Below are 16,484 nucleotides of genomic sequence, written 5' to 3' on the forward strand. Positions count from 1 at the left end.
ATGGATCGCCTCGGCTACACCGCAATGACCGCCGCCAGCCGCAGCATGGCGGCGCTGGACGTGCGCGCGAACAACCTCGCCAACGTCAACACCCCCGGCTTTCGCGCTGACCTGGAACACGCCACCGCCGTCGACGTGAGCGGCGCCGGCTATGACAGCCGCCACCTCGCACGCATCGAGAGCAGCGGCGTGGACATGAGCGCCGGCACCCTGATGGCCACTGGGCGCGACCTCGACGTCGCGATCCAGGGCGCCGGGCTGCTCGCCGTGCAGAGCGGCAACGGCGAGGCGTACACGCGCCAGGGCAACCTCGAGATCGACGCCGACCGCCAGCTCATGATCAACGGCCGCGCCGTGCTCGGCGAGGGCGGTCCGATCACCTTGCCCGAGTACGACGCCATCGCCATCGGCAGCGACGGCACCATTTCGGTGATGCCGCGCGGCGATTTCATGATGACCGACGTCGACCGCCTGAAGCTGGTGGACGCGCCGGCTGCCTCCCTGGTGAAGAACGCCCAGGGCCTGCTGGTGAGCAAGGACAGCCAGAACGTCGCCGCCAGCGAGGACGTGCGCCTGGTCTCCGGGCACCTGGAGCAGAGCAACGTCTCGGCCATCGACCAGCTGGTGGGGACCATGAGCCTGAACCGCCGGTTCGAGACCCAGGTGAAGATGATGAAGGCCGCCTCGGATCTTGCCGAGGCCGGCGACCGCATGATCCGTGGCGGCTAACGCGCGGCGCGCAGACAGGAGCACAACATGAGTTCGGCACTTTGGGTCAGCAAGACCGGCCTGGCAGCCCAGGACACCGCGATGTCCACCGTGGCCAACAACCTGGCCAACGTCAACACCGTCGGCTTCAAGAGCGACCGCGCGGTCTTCGAGGACCTGTTCTACCAGGTGCAGCTGCAACCCGGCGCCCAGGCTGACCAGGTCAACACCGTGCCCTCGGGCATCCAGCTGGGCAGCGGCGTGCGCGTCGTCGGCACGCAGAAGGTGTTCACCGAAGGCAGCATGCAGACCACCGGCCAGCCCATGGACCTGGCCATCGTCGGCAGCGGCTTCTTCCAGGTCGAGGCGCCCAACGGCGACACCTACTACACCGAGAACGGCCAGCTGCAGCTGAACAACGAAGGCATCGTGGTCAACGCCCAGGGCCTGCCGCTGACGCCGAACATCGAGGTGCCGGCCGGCGCCAGCCGCTTCACCGTAGGCAGCGACGGCATCGTCACCGCTGTGCTGCCGGGCGAGACCCTGCCCACCGAGCTGGGCCAGATCACCCTGGTCAGCTTCACCAATCCGGCGGGCCTGGAAGCCCTCGGCGGCAACCTCTACAAGGAAACCGCCGCCAGCGGCGAGCCGCAGGAAGGCACGCCGGGCGAAGAAGGTCTGGGCAATCTCAAGCAGGGCGTGCTGGAAGGCTCCAACGTGCAGGTGGTGGAAGCGATGGTGAACATGATCGCCATCCAGCGCGCCTACGAGGCCAACGCCAAGGTGCTCGACGCTGCGTCGGGCATGCAGCAGTTCCTCAACCAGACGGTCTGACCATGACGCGCCTTGCCCTGCTGCTCGCCCTGGCACTGCTCGCCGGATGCCAGAGCTTCGACGAGATGCTGCCGGACGAGGATTCCTCGACCTACCAGCCCCCGGAGCTGGACTACAGCCAGCCGCCGACCACCAGCGGCGGCCTGTTCCGTTCCGGCTACGGTGGCTCGCTGCTGCGCGACAAGCGCGCCATCGGCGTCGGCGACATCGTCACCGTGGTGCTCAGCGAGTCCACCCAGTCGAGCAAGAGCGCGGGCACCAGCTTCGGCAAGCAGTCCAGCCTGGACGTGCCGGTGCCGACCATCCTGACCAAGGACTACGGCGGCCTCGAAACGTCCGCCACGGCCAACCGCGACTTCACCGGCTCGGCGAAAAGCTCGCAGCAGAACACCCTCTCCGGTTCCATCGCGGTGACCGTGCACAAGGTGCTGCCCGGCGGCGTGTTGCTGGTGAAGGGTGAGAAATCCCTGCGCCTGAACCAGGGCGACGAGTTCATCCGCCTCACCGGGCTGGTGCGCATCGACGACATCAACCGCTCCAACCAGGTGTCCTCGCAGAACGTCGCCAACGCCAAGATTTCCTACGCCGGGCGCGGCGTGCTCAACGACAGCAACTCGGCCGGCTGGCTGACGCGCTTCTTCACCCATCCGCTGTTCCCGATGTAAGCAGGCGAGCACTCCATGCGTAGACATCTTTCCCGCCTGCTGGCGCTGCTGTGTCTGTCCTGGCAGGCCGAGGCGCTGGCCATTCCGCTGCTCGACCTGGTGGACATCGAAGGCGTGCGCGAGAACCAGCTGATCGGCTACGGCCTCGTCGTCGGCCTCGACGGCACCGGCGACAAGAACCAGGTGAAGTTCACCAACCAGTCGGTGGCCAACATGCTCAAGCAGTTCGGCGTGAACCTGCCGCCGAACGTCGACCCGAAACTGAAGAACGTCGCCGCGGTGAGCGTCACTGCCAGCGTGCCGCCGTCCTACAGCGCCGGGCAGACCATCGACGTCACCGTGTCCTCGCTGGGCGACGCCAAGAGCCTGCGCGGCGGCCTGCTGCTGATGACGCCGCTGCAGGGCGTGGACGGCGAAGTCTATGCGCTGGCCCAGGGCAACCTGGTGGTCGGCGGCCTGCACGCGCAGGGGCAGAGCGGCTCCAGCGTGTCGATCAACAGCGCCAACAGCGGCCTGATCGCAAACGGCGCGACCATCGAACGGATGATTCCCAGCGACTTCGCCCAGCGCCCGGACGTGATGCTCAACGTGCGCAAGCCGAGCTTCCAGACCGCCAACCAGGTGATGAACGCGGTCAACGAACGCTTCGGCTCCGGCACCGCCACCGCGCTGGACGGCACCAAGGTGTCCGTCCGCGCGCCGGTCAGCCTGGCCCAGCGCACCAGCTTCATGGCCATGCTCGAAGGCATGGAAGTGCAGGAAGGCCGCACCCGGCCCAAGGTGGTGTTCAACAGCCGCACCGGCACCGTGGTGGTCGGCCAGGGCGTGCGTGTGAAAGCCGCCGCGGTCGCCCACGGCTCGCTCACCGTGACCATCAGCGAGAACCCCCAGGTCAGCCAGCCGGGGCCCTTCTCCAACGGCACCACGGCGGTCACCCCGCAGTCGGACGTTTCGGTCAGCCAGGACAAGAAGCCGATGTTCAAATGGCCCGAGGGCACCAGCCTGGAAAGCATCATCAACACGGTGAACAGCCTGGGCGCCACGCCGGATGACGTGATGAGCATTCTCCAGGCGCTGGAACAGGCCGGCGCGCTGAACGCCGAGCTGGTGGTGATCTGATGAGCATCACCTCGCTCAATCGACCCATCGTGCCCGCTGGCCAGCCCGGCGAGTCGCCCGAGCAGGTCCGCCGCGAGCAGTTGCAGGCGGCCTCCGAACAGTTCGAGGCGATGTTCCTGCAGCAGATCCTCAAGCAGATGCGCAAGGCCGGCGACGTGCTTTCCGCCGGCAGCCCGCTGCGCAGCCGCGACCTCGACACCATGCGCGACTTCTACGATGAAGCGCTGGCCGAGCACCTGGCCTCGCGCAAGCAGACCGGCATTGCCGACCTGCTGGTGCGCCAGCTCTCCGCCGAGCCTGCCGCCACCGCCGAACCTGTGGCGCTGGCCGACGGCGGCGAGGCGCTGCGCCGGCCGTCGGTGTCCAGCCGCAACCCGCTGGTAGACACCTGGCAGCGTGGCGTGGACCGTCTCGCCCACGCCTGGCAGCAGGGCACGGCGGGCTTCCGCACCCTGGTGGACAGCGTGATCGGCCAGGAGTCCGGCGGCAACGCCGCCGCCGTCTCGCCCAAGGGCGCGCGCGGCCTGATGCAACTGATGCCCGACACCGCCCGCGAAGTCGCCGGCGAACTCGGCCTGCCCTACGACGAGCAGCGCCTGACCAGCGACCCGGCCTACAACAAGGCTCTGGGCAGCGCCTACCTGGGCAAGATGCTCGATCGCTACGACGGCCAGCACGTGCTCGCCCTGGCCGCGTACAACGCCGGCCCCGGCAAGGTGGATGAGTGGCTGAAGAGCAACGGCGACCCGCGCAGCGGACAGATCGGCATGGCCGACTGGGTGCGCAGCATCCCCTTTGATGAAACCCGCGATTACACGCTCGGCGTGCTCCGTCGCGTGCGCGAGGCCCAGGCGCCGGCGCAGCTTCCCGGCAGCGGCCTGTCGCCGGAGAGCGGACTGAAGCACGCGCCGCAGGAAGGATTTAAGCGCCACGCGGATTCCGTCGCCTATCAGGGACAACAGCCCGAATTTGTTTCCCGACCGGCCTCGGCGGCGTTTGCCCAGCCGATCCGCCTCGAGTCGAAGGAGAATGCCTCTTGAGTATGTTGAGCCAGATCGGCTACAGCGGCCTGCGCGCGGCGCAGATCGCCCTGGCCACCTCCGGCCAGAACGTCGCCAACGCCAACACCCCCGGTTTCAGCCGGCTGAGCCCGGTGCTCGCCTCGCTGGCCGGCGAGGGTGGCCTGAACGTCGGCGGCGGCGTGACGGTGACCAGCATCCGGCGCATGGCCAACGACTTCCAGAACCAGCAGCTGTGGCGCGCCACCACCGAGCAGAGCTACTACGACAGCGGCCAGCAGTACCTGTCCGCGCTGGAAGGCCTGATGGGCGGCGAAGGCTCGAGCATCAGCGTCGGCCTGGACAACTTCTTCGCCGCGCTCAGCGAAGCCACCGCCACTCCCGGCTCGGTCGCCCTGCGCCAGCAGATCGTCAACGAGACCAAGAACCTCGCCCAGCGCTTCAATGGCCTGTCCGGCAACATCGACAGCCAGCTGCGCGCCCTGCAGGAGCAGCGTGGCTCCATGGTCGGCGAGATCAACGGCCTGACCGCCAACCTCGCCGCGCTGAACAAGCAGATCGTCGAAGTCGGCTCTTCCGGCGGCGACACCACCGCGCTGCGCGACCACCGCGAGAGCCTGGTGCAGGACCTCTCCAAATACGCCTCGATCCGCGTCAACGAAGTGGCCGACGGCTCGCTCACCGTCTCCCTCGCCAACGGTCAGCCACTGGTGGCCGGCAACTCCGCCGGCCAGCTGGCGATCAGCCGTACCTCCACGGGCGAGCAGGAAATCGCCCTGACCTTCGCCGGCACCAGCTTCCCGCTGGCCCAGGACGGCATGGGTGGCTCCCTCGGTGCGCTGTACGACACCGAGTACGACACCCTGCGGCCGAACCAGATCGCCCTGCACGAGATGGCCGGGCAATTCGCGCAGATGGTCAACGACACCCTGGCCAATGGCTTCGACCTCAACGGCAACGCCGGCCAGGCGCTGCTCACCTACAACGCCGGCAGCACCACGGCGATGCTCAGCGTGAACGACCTCAAGCCTGAGGAGCTGGCGCTGTCGGATACCGCGGGCGAGTCCGGCAACAACGTGAACCTGCTGGCGCTGCTCGATCTCAAGGGCCAGTCGATCACCATCGACGGCAGCCAGGTGACCCTCAACGACGCCTTCGCCGGCCTGCTCGGCAAGGTCGCCAGCGCCAGCCGGCAGAACCAGGCCGACCAGAAGACCGCCACCACCGTGGCCACCCAGGCGCAGGCCCAGCGCGACAGCGTCAGCGCGGTGAGCCTGGATGAAGAGGCGGTCAACCTGATCACCTACCAGCAGGCCTACCAGGCCAACATGAAAGTCATCAGCACCGCCAAGGAGCTGTTCGACTCGATGCTCGCGGCCTTCTAAGGGCCATTGCGAAGGAAAGCACCATGCGCATTACCAACGCACAGATCACCGCGCTGATGGGCGGCTCGATGAACAGCAACTCGGCGGCCCTGGGCAAGCTGATGCAGCAGATGTCCAGCGGGCAGCGCATCCTCCAGCCCTCCGACGACCCCATAGCCAGCGTGCGCATGTTGCGCATCCAGCGCGAGGAAGCCAGCCTGGCGCAGTACCGCACCAACATCGGCAACGTCTCGGGCAACCTGTCGACCCAGGAAACCAATCTTCAGGCGACCTCCGACGCGATGCTCAACGTGCGCGACCTGCTGCTCTGGGCGGCCAACGGCTCCAACACCGGCGGCGACCTCAATGCCATGGCCGGGGAGCTGGAGAACATCGAGAAGACCATCGTCAGCTTCGTCAACGTGCGCGACGAGGAAGGCCGCTACCTGTTCTCCGGGACCCTGAGCGACACCGCCGCGGCGACCTACGAACCGCTGACCGATACCTACGTCGCCACCGGCAACGACAAGTCACGCCAGGCCGCCGTGGCCAACGGTGTGCAGGTGGAAGAGAACGTCACTGCGCTGGGCGTGTTCGGCAGCAACATGGACTTCCTCAACCAGCTGCATGCCACGGTGAAGCTGCTCAAGGACCCGGCGCTGGATGTCGCCGATCCTGCGGTGCACGCGCAGATTGCAGCAACAATCGACAGCCTCGACAGCGCCCACGACGGCGTGCTCGGTGCCATCACCGAACTGGGCGGCCGGCAGAACACCCTGACCATGCTCAACTCGAGCAACGAGGAGGTGTCGCTGGTGAACCAGAAGATCAACGGCGAGCTGTCGCAGCTGGACTACGCCGGCGCGAGCATCGACCTGAACACCTACCAGCTGGCGCTGCAGGCGACGCAGAAGACCTACCTGAAGCTCAACGACCTGTCGCTGTTCAGTCGCCTGTAAGTTTCTTCGTAGGGGAGCCGGGCCGTGCCGCAAGGAGGTCTGGACGCCAATCGGCGGCGCAGCGCCCGGTTCCCCTACTTTTTATCCCGCCTCCGCCCGGCCCCCAGTGCCGGGCGGAAGCACATCCGGTGCAGAGGTCACCATGAAGGTCATCAAGCAACTGCCGGCCGCCGCCGTCTTTGATCCCAGCGCCCGCCGCGACGTCATCCTGCCCTCCACCGGCGAGCGGCAGAACGCCCTGCGCAAGAACGAAGAGAAAGGTGAGAATGCCGCGCAGATGGCGCGGGGCGCGCAGAAGAGCGGCAGCTTCAACCTGCAGCTCAACCAGCAGTTGTCCTCCATGCAGTCGGCCGACAGCTACCTGGGCGACCTGCAGGACAGTCTCGGCGGCCTCAAGCTCAACCTCAGCCGCGAGCTCAGTGCGCCGCAGTCCCAGGACCGCGAAGGCGTGCGTCAGGCTACCCGGCAGGTCAACGAACTGCTGGAGCAGCGCGCCCAGCGCTCGGACGGCAGCCTCGACGCCAACTTCCGCCTGCGCCTCAACGAACCGGTGCGCAGCCGCTTCAGCCTCGAGGGCCTGGAGTCGGTGCAGGATATCCAGCGCTCGGGCAAGGAAACCCTGCTGTTCAGCGCCGGGCGCCAGCTCGGCGAGCCGGCGGCGGTGGTGCTGGACGACGGCATGAGCACCGAGCAGGTGCTGCGCCGCTTCAACGCCACGCTCGGGCAGGCCGGCATCCGCGCCGAACTCGATAGCGATGGCGCGCTGAAGTTCTCCGCCCCGGAGGCCGACTGGCAGCAGCTCAAGGGCCAGCTGGCGGTGCAGGGCGAGGGCAAGCTGTTCGCCAAGGGCAAGAACACCCGGCTGAAAAGCCAGGAAGAAGGGCTGCTGGCGTTCCCTACCGAGATCAGGACCGACGCTTTCCGCGAACAGCGCCAGTTGCTCGATTCGGTGGTGTCGGCGCTGGATCGCATTGGCGGGCTGCGCGACCAGCTGCGCCATCGCCAGGATGACATCCGCGACTTCCTCGATCGCCACGCCAGCGAGGATGAGCGCGAGTGGGCGCACACCTTCGCCGCTTCCATGCTTGACCGCATGGGGCGCAGCGCCACGCATTACAGTGCGGCGGCGCAGACGGTGGTGGCCCAGGCCAATCTGAGTCGCTTCGCGGTGGTGAGCCTGCTGGCCTGATGCCTCAGTTCCCCGGGTAGCCGAATAGCTGCAGGTCGCGCGCGTAGCGCTGGCAGACCAGTTCCAGGGTGCGGTCCGAGTAGAGACGGCGGAAATCGGCCTGGCCTGCCGTCTTGTTGCGGTGGCCGACCGGGCCCAGGCAGGGGAACTGCTCGCGCAGGCGATTCCAGTCATCCGCGAAGGTCTCTATGCGCCCGATGATATCGGGGATCAGTCCCTGATCATCGGTGAGGAACCATGCCTGGGAGCGCAGGTGCCGATCGATGTGACGATCATCCAGCTCGCTGACGCGTTGCACGAAGGCTTCGAAAGACATGCCGTAGCCCATGCCGTGGCAACGGAAGATGTTGCGGCCGCCGATGCGCTCGGCATCCACGATCTTGTTGACATAGGCTGAGTAAAGCCGCACCAGTGGATCACGCACGAAGGCGAATACCTTGAGTCCGTCGACGCGGCGTCGCAGCTCCTTGTGAGCGGTGTGGCTGCTGAAGCGCTGCTCGAAGGCGGCGAAGCTTTCGTCGGCGCTCCTGATGTTCTCCATTTCCACCAGGGCGGCGCGAATAGAGCGAGTCGCCACCTTGGGGATCTGAATGTAGCTGAACCCCTGCTCGCGAAAGGTCCAGAGTTGCGGCTTCTCGCGGGTGATCTTGTAGCGCTTGCGGGCATCTTCCAGGTAACGCCTGATCATCGGGAGACGCCCCGGCCGGAAGGAAGACCATGGGCGGATGCGCCGCACAGGATGGGACGGAAGACTGCCATGCAAGCACCTCGTTCATATCGCACGGGCGGGCGGCGCCGCCGAAGCCGGCTACGAGCAAAGTCGTTACGCCGGAGAAGGCGGCGATGGTAGCCATGAGCTTTCGGCGCGGAGCCGGCCAACTGGCCCTGTGGCGAGCGCCCGGCGGCTTTCGTGAGGTGGGTCATGTTCCGCCGGCTGCCCGTCGGTCAACCGTCCGCCCGATGGCGCTCAGGCGCTGACGCCGGGGCTCAAGCCAGCTTCAGCAGGCCCATGCCCAGCACCAGCATCGCCAGGCCGACCCAGCCGCGCCAGACCAGGCGCTGGCCGAACAGGGCCCAGCCCATGGCGACGGTGGCGAGGATGCCGAAGCCGCCCCAGATGGCGTAGGCCACCGACAGTTCGATGCCGCGTACCGCCTGCGCCAGCGCGGTGAACGCGCCCAGTACGCAGAGGATCGAGGCCGCGCCGATCAGGCGCTTGCGGAAACCGTCGGAGTACTTCAGCAGCAGGTTGGCGATCACTTCCAGGACGATGGCCAGGCCCAGCCAGGCCATCGGAATCAGGTCATGGTTCAGCATGTCACGGCCTCCCCATTCAGTTCACGGTGCTCTTCACGCTGGCCGGTACGGGTGCCGGATTTCACCAGCAGGATGCCGGCAATCATCACGGCCAGGCCCAGGGCCTTGTCCAGGCTCAGGTGCTCGCCGAGGAAGAAGGCGCTGACCAGGGTGATCAGCACGATGCCGATGCCTTCCCACAGGGCGTAGGCCACGCCGACCGGCACGCGCTTGATGGCCAGCGACAGGAAGTAGTACGACAGGCCGATCATCACGTACATCAGCAGCAGCCCGGCAATCGGGAACAGCGTGTGGGTGAATTTCATCGAGGTGGTGCCAACGACTTCGAAGCCGATGGCAGCTAGCAGATAGATCCAGGAACGCATGGTAAAGCCCTCCCACGGGCAGCCGCGCGCAGTCTCGCTAAGAGCATCCTTGCGGCGGTTTTCGGTTCGGGTTCGGCGGCGCCGACTCGGGCGGCAATCACAGTGGAGTGTTCGCCGCGCTTGGCGCCACCAGAAGGTGGTTGCCGAAGGGAGGAGCTAGAGGTCGCCGGTCCAGTGACGCTCGCGCGAAACCAGGCGGGAAGTGGGGAGAGGTAGAGCCTTGATGTTCAACATAATGAACACATTGTGCCAATTTTCCGCTTCGCTGGCAAATCGACTCCGTTGATTTGCGTCATGAATGCCCATGAACAGGCGCATGCGTACGCTGCCGGACCCTGCGCGCCATCAGGGTTGTGCAATATTCTGTTCACTGTGTTCAGCCTGCGACAGCGCGCCACAGGCATGACCTGCGCCGGGTTGCCGAACGGCCGCTCCTGCTAGCATCCTTGCTCGAAATCCTGTCGGAGACTGCGATGATCGCCCTGCGAGAAGCCTGGAAGGCCGGACTCTTCGGCCGTGAGCACTGGACGCGCAACCTGGTGGCCGGGGTCATAGTCGGGGTGGTCGCGCTGCCGCTGGCCATGGCCTTCGCCATCGCCAGCGGGGTGAAGCCGGAGCAGGGCATCTACACGGCGATCTTCGCCGGCGTGCTGGTCTCGCTGCTGGGCGGCAGCCGTGTGCAGATCGCCGGCCCAACCGGCGCCTTCATCGTCATCCTCGCTGGCGTCACCGCCAAGTACGGCGTCGACGGCCTGCAGATCGCCACGCTGATGGCCGGCGCGATCCTCGTCCTGCTGGGCGTCAGCCGGTTGGGCAGCATCATCCGCTTCATTCCCGCGCCGGTGATCGTAGGCTTCACCGCCGGGATCGGGGTGATCATCTGGGTCGGCCAGTGGAAGGACTTCTTCGGCCTGCCGGCGGTGGCCGGCGAGCACTTCCACCAGAAGCTCTGGCAGCTGATCCAGGCGCTGCCGCAACTGCACCTGGCGACAACTGTGCTGGCGTTGCTGAGCCTGGCGCTGGTGCTCTTCACTCCGCGCATCGCCGCGCTGCGCCGGGTGCCCGGTCCGCTGGTGGCGATGGTGGTGGTGACGGCCATCCAGTCGCTGTTCCACTTCAACGGCGTCGCCACTATCGGCAGCGCCTTCGGTGGTATTCCCCAGGGCCTGCCCAGCTTCAGCCTGCCGGAGGTGACCCTGCCGCGCGTGCTCGAACTGATCGGCCCGGCCTTCGCCATCGCCATGCTCGGCGCCATCGAATCGCTGCTCTCGGCGGTGGTTGCCGACGGCATGGCCGGCACTCGCCACGACTCCAACCAGGAGCTGATCGGCCAGGGCATCGCCAACCTGGTCACCCCGCTGTTCGGCGGCATCGCCGCCACCGGCGCCATCGCGCGCACCGCGACCAACATCCGCAACGGCGGCAACAGCCCGTTGGCCGGCGTCACCCACGCGGCGACTCTGGTGCTGATCCTGCTGTTCCTCGCGCCGCTGGCCTCGAACATTCCGCTCTGCGCGCTGGCGGCGATTCTCTTCGTGGTGGCCTGGAACATGAGCGAGGCGCGGCACTTCCTGTTCATGCTCAAGCGCGCGCCGCGCGCCGACGTGGCCATCCTGCTGGTGACCTTCCTGCTCACCGTGTTCAGCGACCTGGTGATCGCGGTGAATATCGGCGTGATCCTCGCCATGCTGCACTTCCTGCGGCGCATGGCGTCCTCGGTGGAAGTGCATGCCGATGACGGCCCGGAACTGGACGTGGAACTGCGTGGCCGCGGCCTCGGCGAGCTGCCGCCCGGCGTGCTGGTCTACAGCATCGAGGGGCCGCTGTTCTTCGGTGCGGCGGAAACCTTCGAGCGCGCCCTGGCCAAGACCCACACCGACCCGAAGGTGCTGATCATCCGCCTGCGCCATGTGCCGTTCATGGACATCACCGGCCTGCAGACGCTGCAGGAAGTGATCGAGCAGTTGCAGCGGCGCGGCATCGAAGTGCGCCTGTGCGAGGCCAACGCGCGGGTGCTCGGCAAGCTGCGCAAGGCGGGGGTGCTGGAGGAGATTGGGGCGGGGTATCACCCGGACTTCCCGGCGGCGCTTTCCGCTGCCACTCCAGAGGTTGCCGGCGAAACACGGACGTAGGATGGGTGGAGCTTGCGATACCCATGCTGTTGCTGCGCAGGAGTGATGGGTGTCGCTGCGCTCCACGCCATCCTACGCTGACGCTCCCCTGGCGCCTGGTGGCTGTGTAGGGCGCATAACGCCCCTGGCGTTATCCGCCGATGGCGGATAACCCGTTCCGGGTTATGCGCCCTACATGAGGATCAACCCTGCATCAGCTCTGCCAGCAGTTCATCCTTGAGCCGAGCGAGCAGTGCATGCCCACGCTCACGCGGATGCGGCAGATCGACTCGCACCTCATGGCGAATCCGCCCCGGCCGCGCGTCCATGACGATCACCCGGTCGCCCAGGTACAGCGCTTCTTCCACGTCGTGGGTGACCATGATCATGGTGCTGCGCTGCTGCACCCAGATGCGCTGCAACTCGTGCTGCAGGCGCACGCGGGTGAGGGCGTCGAGGGCGCCGAAGGGTTCGTCGAGCAGCAGCACCTTGGGCCGGGTGATCAGCGCGCGGGCGATGGCCGCGCGCTGCGCCATGCCGCCGGAAAGCTGGTGCGGGTAGGCCTGTTCGAAGCCGGTCAGGCCGACCAGCTCCAGGTGCTCGGCAACCCGCTCGCGTTTCTCGGCGCGGCTGAGCTTCTGCTGCTTCAGCGCCAGGGCGACGTTCTGCTCCACGGTCTTCCAGGGGAACAGCCGGTGGTCCTGGAACACGATGCCGCGCTCCAGGCCGGTGCCGGTCACGGCCTGGCCGTCGAGCAGGATGCGCCCGCTGTAGTCGTTCTCCAGGCCGACGATCAGCCGCAGCAGCGAGGATTTGCCGCAGCCGCTGGCGCCGACGATGCTGACGAACTCGCCGGGGCGCACCGCCAGGTTGATGTTCTCCAGCACCGGCAGGCTGCGGCCGTCGATGGAGTAGGCCTTGCTCAGGCCCTGGATGGCCAGCGCGCCGTGTTGCGCCTGCTGGGCCGGAAGGAGGGCGGGGTCGAGGATCGCGTTCATGATCGAAGCACTCATGGCAGAGGGTTCAGCGCAGGTTGCGCCAGCGCAGCAGGTGGCGCGCGGCGCGGGCGAACAGCTGGTTCATGGCGTAGCCGAGCAGGCCGATGCTGAGCACGCCGATCACCACGATCTCCATGCGCGAGCCAGTCTCGGCGTTCATCATCAGGTTGCCCAGGCCCATGCCGGTGGAGAGGAACAGCTCGCAGCCCACCGAGCTGACCCAGGCGAAGGCCAGCGCGTGCAGCACGCCGTTGCTCAGGCTGGGCAGCGCGCCGGGCAGCAGCACTTCGCGGAACTGCTGCCAGGGGCCGAAGGCATACAGGCGGCCGACTTCGCGGTAGCGCTTCTCTACGTCGCGGAAGCCTTCGAAGGCGTTCAGCGTCATCGGGTAGAAGGCGGCAAGGCTGACGATCAGCACCTTGGACGGCTCGCCGCTGCCGAACCACAGGGCGATCAGCGGGATCAGGCCGAGGATCGGCACCTGGCGAATGGTGTGGTAGAGCGGCGCGAACAGCCGCTCGATCGGCGGCGACAGCGCCATGCCGGCGCCCAGCACGAAGCCGCCGACCACGCCCAGCAGCAGACCGAGGCAGGTGCGTTGCAGGCTGGCGGAAACGCTCAGCCACAGCTCGCCGGTCTTGATCAGCTCGACGAAGCCGGCGCCGATGCGCTCCAGCGGCACGAAGGCGTAGGCCGCGCTGGCGCCCTGCTGCGACTGCCAGTGCCAGGCGGCGATCAGCAGCGTCGGCAGGACCAGCCCGCGAAGACTCTTGAGAATACGGATCATGGCGTCGGTCTCCAGCGCAGCAGGCGCTTCTCCAGCAGGCGGAAGGCGAAGTCGAGGACGAAGCCGATGGCCCCGGTGACGATCACGCCGACCATCACGATGTCGATGCGCAGCATCTGCCGGCTCAGCTCGATCATCTGCCCCAGGCCGCTGTCGGCGGCGAGTAGCTCGGCGGCCACCAGCACCATCCAGGCGCGGCTCAGGCTGATGCGCAGGCCGGTGACGATGGGCGGCGCGGCGGCAGGGAAGGCGACGTCGCGCAGCAGGCTCCAGAGCGGCAGGCGGTACACGCTGGCGACCTCGAAGTAGCCGCGCGGAATACCCTTCACGCCTTCGCTGGCGGCCAGCGCCACGGGGAAGAAGGCGGCCTTGGTGACGATCAGCACCTTGAAGGTCTCTTCGACGCCGAAGAACAGGATGAACATCGGGATCAGCGCGATCGACGGCACCTGGCGCAGGGTGTGGAACAGCGGCGCGCAGTAGGCTTCCACGGTCTTCGACAGGGCCATGGCGGTGCCCAGCAGCAGCCCGCCGACGGCGCCGATGGAGAAACCGATGGCCAGCCGCGACAGGCTGTTGACCACGTGCTCGCGCAGCTCGCCGCTGGCGAGCAGGTCCTGAAAACTGGCCCAGACTTCCACCGGCGGCACCAGCAGTTGCGGCGGGAACCAGCCGGCGCGGGCAGCGACGAACCAGGCCAGCAGCAGGAGCAGCGGCGAGGCGAACCAGCTCAGGCGATCGAATGTTCGGCGCATGTTTCAGCCCTCCTGCCCGAGCAATGGCCCGGCGCTCTGGCGGCGCTGCTTGCGTTGCCAGCAGAACAGCGCGGCCAGCAGCACCAGGGGAATCCAGCAGAGGAACAGGTTGCCCAGCCCGACGAAGTGGCTGATCGCCCCGCCCAGCAGCGCGCCGGAAAAGCTGCCGGACATGGAAGCGAGGTTGAACAGCCCGGAAATCTTGCTCTTGTCCATGGCGTGCTCGCCCAGCTGGGCCATGTTCACCAGGTGGATGAGCGCCGCCGCCGCGCTGAGCAGCACGCCGCCCAGCGCGAGCAGCCAGTAATCGCGGGCGACGCCGAGCAGCAACAGCGCGGCCAGTGCCGCGCTGAGGCTGCCGACGTAGGCCAGGCGCCGGCCGCTGCGTTCGATCAGGTAGCCGAAGCCGAACAGCCCGAGCACCGAGGCCAGGCCCTGGATCATCACCAGGCTCACCGCCTGGCCTTGGGAGAGGCCGGCGACTTCCATCGCCAGCAGCAGGATGAAGGTGCCGAACAGCGCGCTGGTGGCGGCGCTGAGCAGCTCAATCAGGCAGCTCTCGGCGATCTCGACATTGGCCAGCATGGCGCTGACCTGTTGCAGCAGCCCGCCGGTGGCGGCGGCCACGGGCACCTCCTCGGCGGGTGCCTCGCCTTCCCAGAAACCGAGGCTGTAGAAAGCCATCAGGCCGAAGCACAGGCCGATGGCGGCAAAGCCCCAGGTGAAGTTCGCCGCGCCGCTCAGCCAGTTGCCCAGCAGCGGGCCGAGCAGGCCCATCCCCAAGGTCAGCGAACCGCGGTACCAGCCGGCCTTGTCGTTGCCGATGCGCTTGAGCTGACGGAGGAAGGCGCTGTTCATGGCGACGATGCGGAAGGGGATGCACAGGCCGATCAGCAGCCGCGCGAAGGCCAGCCACAGCCAGCCGCCCAGCAGCGGAATGGCCAGGTTCAGCAGCATCGGCCCGAGGCTGGCGAGGAAGTACACGCGGCGCGCGCCGAAGCGGGCGATGACGAAGCCGGCGGGCAGGGTGAGGATCACCATGCCCAGGGCTTCCATGGCCGAGATGATGCCGATCTGCATGGCGTTGGCGCCGATGCTGATGGCGTACAGCGTGGTGACGATCTTCGCCATGCCGATGGTGGCGCCGCTGAACGCCGCCAGCAGCATGAAGTTGAGCAGGAAGGCGGCGGGCCGCGCCGGGCTAGATGGCGACATCGATCTTCCCCAGCAGGGCTTCCAGCGGACGTGGGTCGATCCAGTCGTCGACGCTGAAATCGGCGCCGATGAACTCCCAGCGCTGCAGGAAGGCGGCGAGGTCGCGCAGGGCGTTGAGCGAGCGCTCCGCCAGGTTGGTCTGCAAGCGCAGGTGGGCGTCCTCGCCATAGGCGCTGGCAACCCAGAACTCGCTGGTGTTCAGCTCGCGGGCGAGGAAACGACGGGTTTCTTCGGGGTGTGCCCAGGCCCACTGCTCGGCGCGCAGCACGGTGTCGAGCACCAGCACGGCGGCATCGAAGTGTTCGTCCAGCAGCTGCTGGTCGACGGTCAGGGTGCGCGGCGTGCCGATGTTCGAGCGCACCAGTGGCTCGGGGTGCGAGCCGACGTCCATGACCACGTGCAGGCCGAACTCGTGGGCCAGCTGCAGGCCGTGTGCGCCCTTGACGAAGATGGCGTCGATATCGCCGCGCAGCAGGCCGATCAGCTCGTTGTTGCGCTGCACCACGCGGTTGCCCTTGAGCGCGACCTGGGCGCCGAACACGTGGCGTACCGGGTCGTCGCTGAAGGTGCCGCCGTAGGGGTAGTCCACCAGTTCGACGTCGCGCACTTCCAGGCCTTCCAGCCGCAGGGCGTTTTCCAGGCCGCGCAGGGACTGGGCGCGAGTGAAGTCGATCTGCACGTTGGCCCACTTCGGCAGGCCGAAGCGCCGGTGGCGCAGGTCGCGGATGCTGCGCACGTCGCTGTCCGGGGCGCTGACGATGAGCTGCACCTCGTCGCTCCACGACAGCCCGACCACCCGCGTGCGCGCGCCGCTGGCGCGGGCCCAGATGGCCGGGATGTTGCCGCCGTGGCGCACGGAGTAGGGCAGGTGATGGTCGAAGTGCGCCTCGCGCACCTCGCGTTCGGACGACTCGCGCAACGACTGGATGCGCGTGCCGAACGGGCGGAAGGCCTGGGCCAGGCGCCCGGATTCGACGGCGATGCCGAGGCCCGTGGGAACGGGGCTGTGGGTGTACCAGAGGGTTTCCAGCGGTGTGCTCATGGGGACTCGGAATTCGATAGCTCCCCTCTCCCCCCCT

The 16,484-nt window shown here is 67.3% G+C and carries 17 protein-coding genes; 9 read left to right on the forward strand and 8 right to left on the reverse strand.

The genetic code is table 11. From position 1 onward, the window contains the following. From ABKS89_RS01325 to ABKS89_RS01360, 8 genes are all read left to right on the forward strand, one after another. Entirely contained in the window at nucleotides 1-729 is a 729-nt protein-coding gene (locus ABKS89_RS01325; protein ID WP_348588637.1) for a flagellar basal-body rod protein FlgF, read from the forward strand. 27 nt (nucleotides 730-756) lie between these two features. After that, nucleotides 757-1,542: a flagellar basal-body rod protein FlgG gene (gene flgG / locus ABKS89_RS01330; RefSeq protein WP_081518763.1), complete on the forward strand. Its 786-nt coding sequence runs from the start codon at nucleotides 757-759 to the stop codon at nucleotides 1,540-1,542. Between the two features lie 2 nt (nucleotides 1,543-1,544). Continuing rightward, on the forward strand, nucleotides 1,545-2,207 hold the full coding sequence (gene flgH / locus ABKS89_RS01335; protein ID WP_138213236.1) for a flagellar basal body L-ring protein FlgH: 663 nt from the start codon (nucleotides 1,545-1,547) through the stop codon (nucleotides 2,205-2,207). A gap of 15 nt (nucleotides 2,208-2,222) precedes the next feature. After that, on the forward strand, nucleotides 2,223-3,326 hold the full coding sequence (locus ABKS89_RS01340; RefSeq protein ID WP_171039375.1) for a flagellar basal body P-ring protein FlgI: 1,104 nt from the start codon (nucleotides 2,223-2,225) through the stop codon (nucleotides 3,324-3,326). Beyond that, nucleotides 3,326-4,366 (forward strand): lytic transglycosylase domain-containing protein, encoded by a 1,041-nt coding sequence (locus ABKS89_RS01345; RefSeq protein ID WP_348588636.1) that lies wholly within the window; start codon nucleotides 3,326-3,328, stop codon nucleotides 4,364-4,366. Before ABKS89_RS01340 ends, ABKS89_RS01345 begins: the two co-directional genes overlap by 1 nt. Beyond that, entirely contained in the window at nucleotides 4,363-5,730 is a 1,368-nt protein-coding gene (gene flgK, locus ABKS89_RS01350) for a flagellar hook-associated protein FlgK (RefSeq protein WP_138213234.1), read from the forward strand. Before ABKS89_RS01345 ends, flgK begins: the two co-directional genes overlap by 4 nt. A 23-nt stretch (nucleotides 5,731-5,753) precedes the next feature. Beyond that, nucleotides 5,754-6,668, forward strand: coding sequence for a flagellar hook-associated protein FlgL (gene flgL, locus ABKS89_RS01355; protein WP_138213233.1), 915 nt, complete (start codon nucleotides 5,754-5,756; stop codon nucleotides 6,666-6,668). Between the two features lie 142 nt (nucleotides 6,669-6,810). Continuing rightward, on the forward strand, nucleotides 6,811-7,857 hold the full coding sequence (locus tag ABKS89_RS01360; protein WP_138213232.1) for a hypothetical protein: 1,047 nt from the start codon (nucleotides 6,811-6,813) through the stop codon (nucleotides 7,855-7,857). Nucleotides 7,858-7,861: 4 nt separating this feature from the next. Here the strand turns inward: ABKS89_RS01360 and ABKS89_RS01365 are convergent, their stop codons facing one another. The 3 genes from ABKS89_RS01365 to ABKS89_RS01375 form a co-directional block, all read right to left on the reverse strand. Beyond that, a complete protein-coding gene (locus tag ABKS89_RS01365; protein ID WP_348588635.1) occupies nucleotides 7,862-8,545 on the reverse strand; it encodes a sulfotransferase family protein in 684 nt (227 codons plus the stop codon). 299 nt (nucleotides 8,546-8,844) lie between these two features. Next, nucleotides 8,845-9,174, reverse strand: coding sequence for a multidrug/spermidine efflux SMR transporter subunit MdtI (gene mdtI, locus ABKS89_RS01370; protein WP_024766311.1), 330 nt, complete (start codon nucleotides 9,172-9,174; stop codon nucleotides 8,845-8,847). Further along, entirely contained in the window at nucleotides 9,168-9,539 is a 372-nt protein-coding gene (locus ABKS89_RS01375; protein ID WP_138213230.1) for an SMR family transporter, read from the reverse strand. Before ABKS89_RS01375 ends, mdtI begins: the two co-directional genes overlap by 7 nt. Nucleotides 9,540-10,012: 473 nt before the next feature. Between ABKS89_RS01375 and ABKS89_RS01380 the strand changes: the two genes are divergently transcribed. Next, nucleotides 10,013-11,671, forward strand: a complete 1,659-nt coding sequence (locus tag ABKS89_RS01380; protein ID WP_348588634.1) for a SulP family inorganic anion transporter — start codon at nucleotides 10,013-10,015, stop codon at nucleotides 11,669-11,671. A 182-nt stretch (nucleotides 11,672-11,853) separates the two neighbouring features. Here the strand turns inward: ABKS89_RS01380 and ABKS89_RS01385 are convergent, their stop codons facing one another. The 5 genes from ABKS89_RS01385 to ABKS89_RS01405 are packed head-to-tail and all read right to left on the reverse strand — an operon-like array spanning nucleotide 11,854 to nucleotide 16,447. Further along, on the reverse strand, nucleotides 11,854-12,648 hold the full coding sequence (locus ABKS89_RS01385; RefSeq protein WP_348588876.1) for an ABC transporter ATP-binding protein: 795 nt from the start codon (nucleotides 12,646-12,648) through the stop codon (nucleotides 11,854-11,856). A 25-nt stretch (nucleotides 12,649-12,673) separates the two neighbouring features. Further along, nucleotides 12,674-13,435 carry an ABC transporter permease gene (locus ABKS89_RS01390; RefSeq protein WP_348588633.1) on the reverse strand — a complete coding sequence of 254 codons (762 nt, stop codon included), beginning with the start codon at nucleotides 13,433-13,435 and terminating at the stop codon, nucleotides 12,674-12,676. Continuing rightward, entirely contained in the window at nucleotides 13,432-14,190 is a 759-nt protein-coding gene (locus ABKS89_RS01395) for an ABC transporter permease (RefSeq protein WP_348588632.1), read from the reverse strand. Before ABKS89_RS01395 ends, ABKS89_RS01390 begins: the two co-directional genes overlap by 4 nt. A gap of 3 nt (nucleotides 14,191-14,193) precedes the next feature. After that, on the reverse strand, nucleotides 14,194-15,405 hold the full coding sequence (locus ABKS89_RS01400) for an MFS transporter (RefSeq protein ID WP_348588631.1): 1,212 nt from the start codon (nucleotides 15,403-15,405) through the stop codon (nucleotides 14,194-14,196). Beyond that, nucleotides 15,392-16,447 (reverse strand): ABC transporter substrate-binding protein, encoded by a 1,056-nt coding sequence (locus ABKS89_RS01405; RefSeq protein WP_348588630.1) that lies wholly within the window; start codon nucleotides 16,445-16,447, stop codon nucleotides 15,392-15,394. Before ABKS89_RS01405 ends, ABKS89_RS01400 begins: the two co-directional genes overlap by 14 nt. Nucleotides 16,448-16,484: the final 37 nt, after the last annotated feature.

The organism is Pseudomonas sp. LABIM340 (genome assembly GCF_040017195.2).
In the GTDB taxonomy this organism is placed as follows: domain Bacteria; phylum Pseudomonadota; class Gammaproteobacteria; order Pseudomonadales; family Pseudomonadaceae; genus Pseudomonas.

Coding starts and splice junctions, on each gene's coding strand:
- ABKS89_RS01325 (WP_348588637.1), top strand. CDS start 1: ATGGATCGCCTCGGCTACACCGCAATGACCGCCGCCAGCCGCAGCATG.
- flgG (WP_081518763.1), top strand. CDS start 757: ATGAGTTCGGCACTTTGGGTCAGCAAGACCGGCCTGGCAGCCCAGGAC.
- flgH (WP_138213236.1), top strand. CDS start 1,545: ATGACGCGCCTTGCCCTGCTGCTCGCCCTGGCACTGCTCGCCGGATGC.
- ABKS89_RS01340 (WP_171039375.1), top strand. CDS start 2,223: ATGCGTAGACATCTTTCCCGCCTGCTGGCGCTGCTGTGTCTGTCCTGG.
- ABKS89_RS01345 (WP_348588636.1), top strand. CDS start 3,326: ATGAGCATCACCTCGCTCAATCGACCCATCGTGCCCGCTGGCCAGCCC.
- flgL (WP_138213233.1), top strand. CDS start 5,754: ATGCGCATTACCAACGCACAGATCACCGCGCTGATGGGCGGCTCGATG.
- ABKS89_RS01360 (WP_138213232.1), top strand. CDS start 6,811: ATGAAGGTCATCAAGCAACTGCCGGCCGCCGCCGTCTTTGATCCCAGC.
- ABKS89_RS01365 (WP_348588635.1), bottom strand. CDS start 8,545: ATGATCAGGCGTTACCTGGAAGATGCCCGCAAGCGCTACAAGATCACC.
- mdtI (WP_024766311.1), bottom strand. CDS start 9,174: ATGCTGAACCATGACCTGATTCCGATGGCCTGGCTGGGCCTGGCCATC.
- ABKS89_RS01375 (WP_138213230.1), bottom strand. CDS start 9,539: ATGCGTTCCTGGATCTATCTGCTAGCTGCCATCGGCTTCGAAGTCGTT.
- ABKS89_RS01380 (WP_348588634.1), top strand. CDS start 10,013: ATGATCGCCCTGCGAGAAGCCTGGAAGGCCGGACTCTTCGGCCGTGAG.
- ABKS89_RS01385 (WP_348588876.1), bottom strand. CDS start 12,648: ATGAACGCGATCCTCGACCCCGCCCTCCTTCCGGCCCAGCAGGCGCAA.
- ABKS89_RS01390 (WP_348588633.1), bottom strand. CDS start 13,435: ATGATCCGTATTCTCAAGAGTCTTCGCGGGCTGGTCCTGCCGACGCTG.
- ABKS89_RS01395 (WP_348588632.1), bottom strand. CDS start 14,190: ATGCGCCGAACATTCGATCGCCTGAGCTGGTTCGCCTCGCCGCTGCTC.
- ABKS89_RS01400 (WP_348588631.1), bottom strand. CDS start 15,405: ATGTCGCCATCTAGCCCGGCGCGGCCCGCCGCCTTCCTGCTCAACTTC.
- ABKS89_RS01405 (WP_348588630.1), bottom strand. CDS start 16,447: ATGAGCACACCGCTGGAAACCCTCTGGTACACCCACAGCCCCGTTCCC.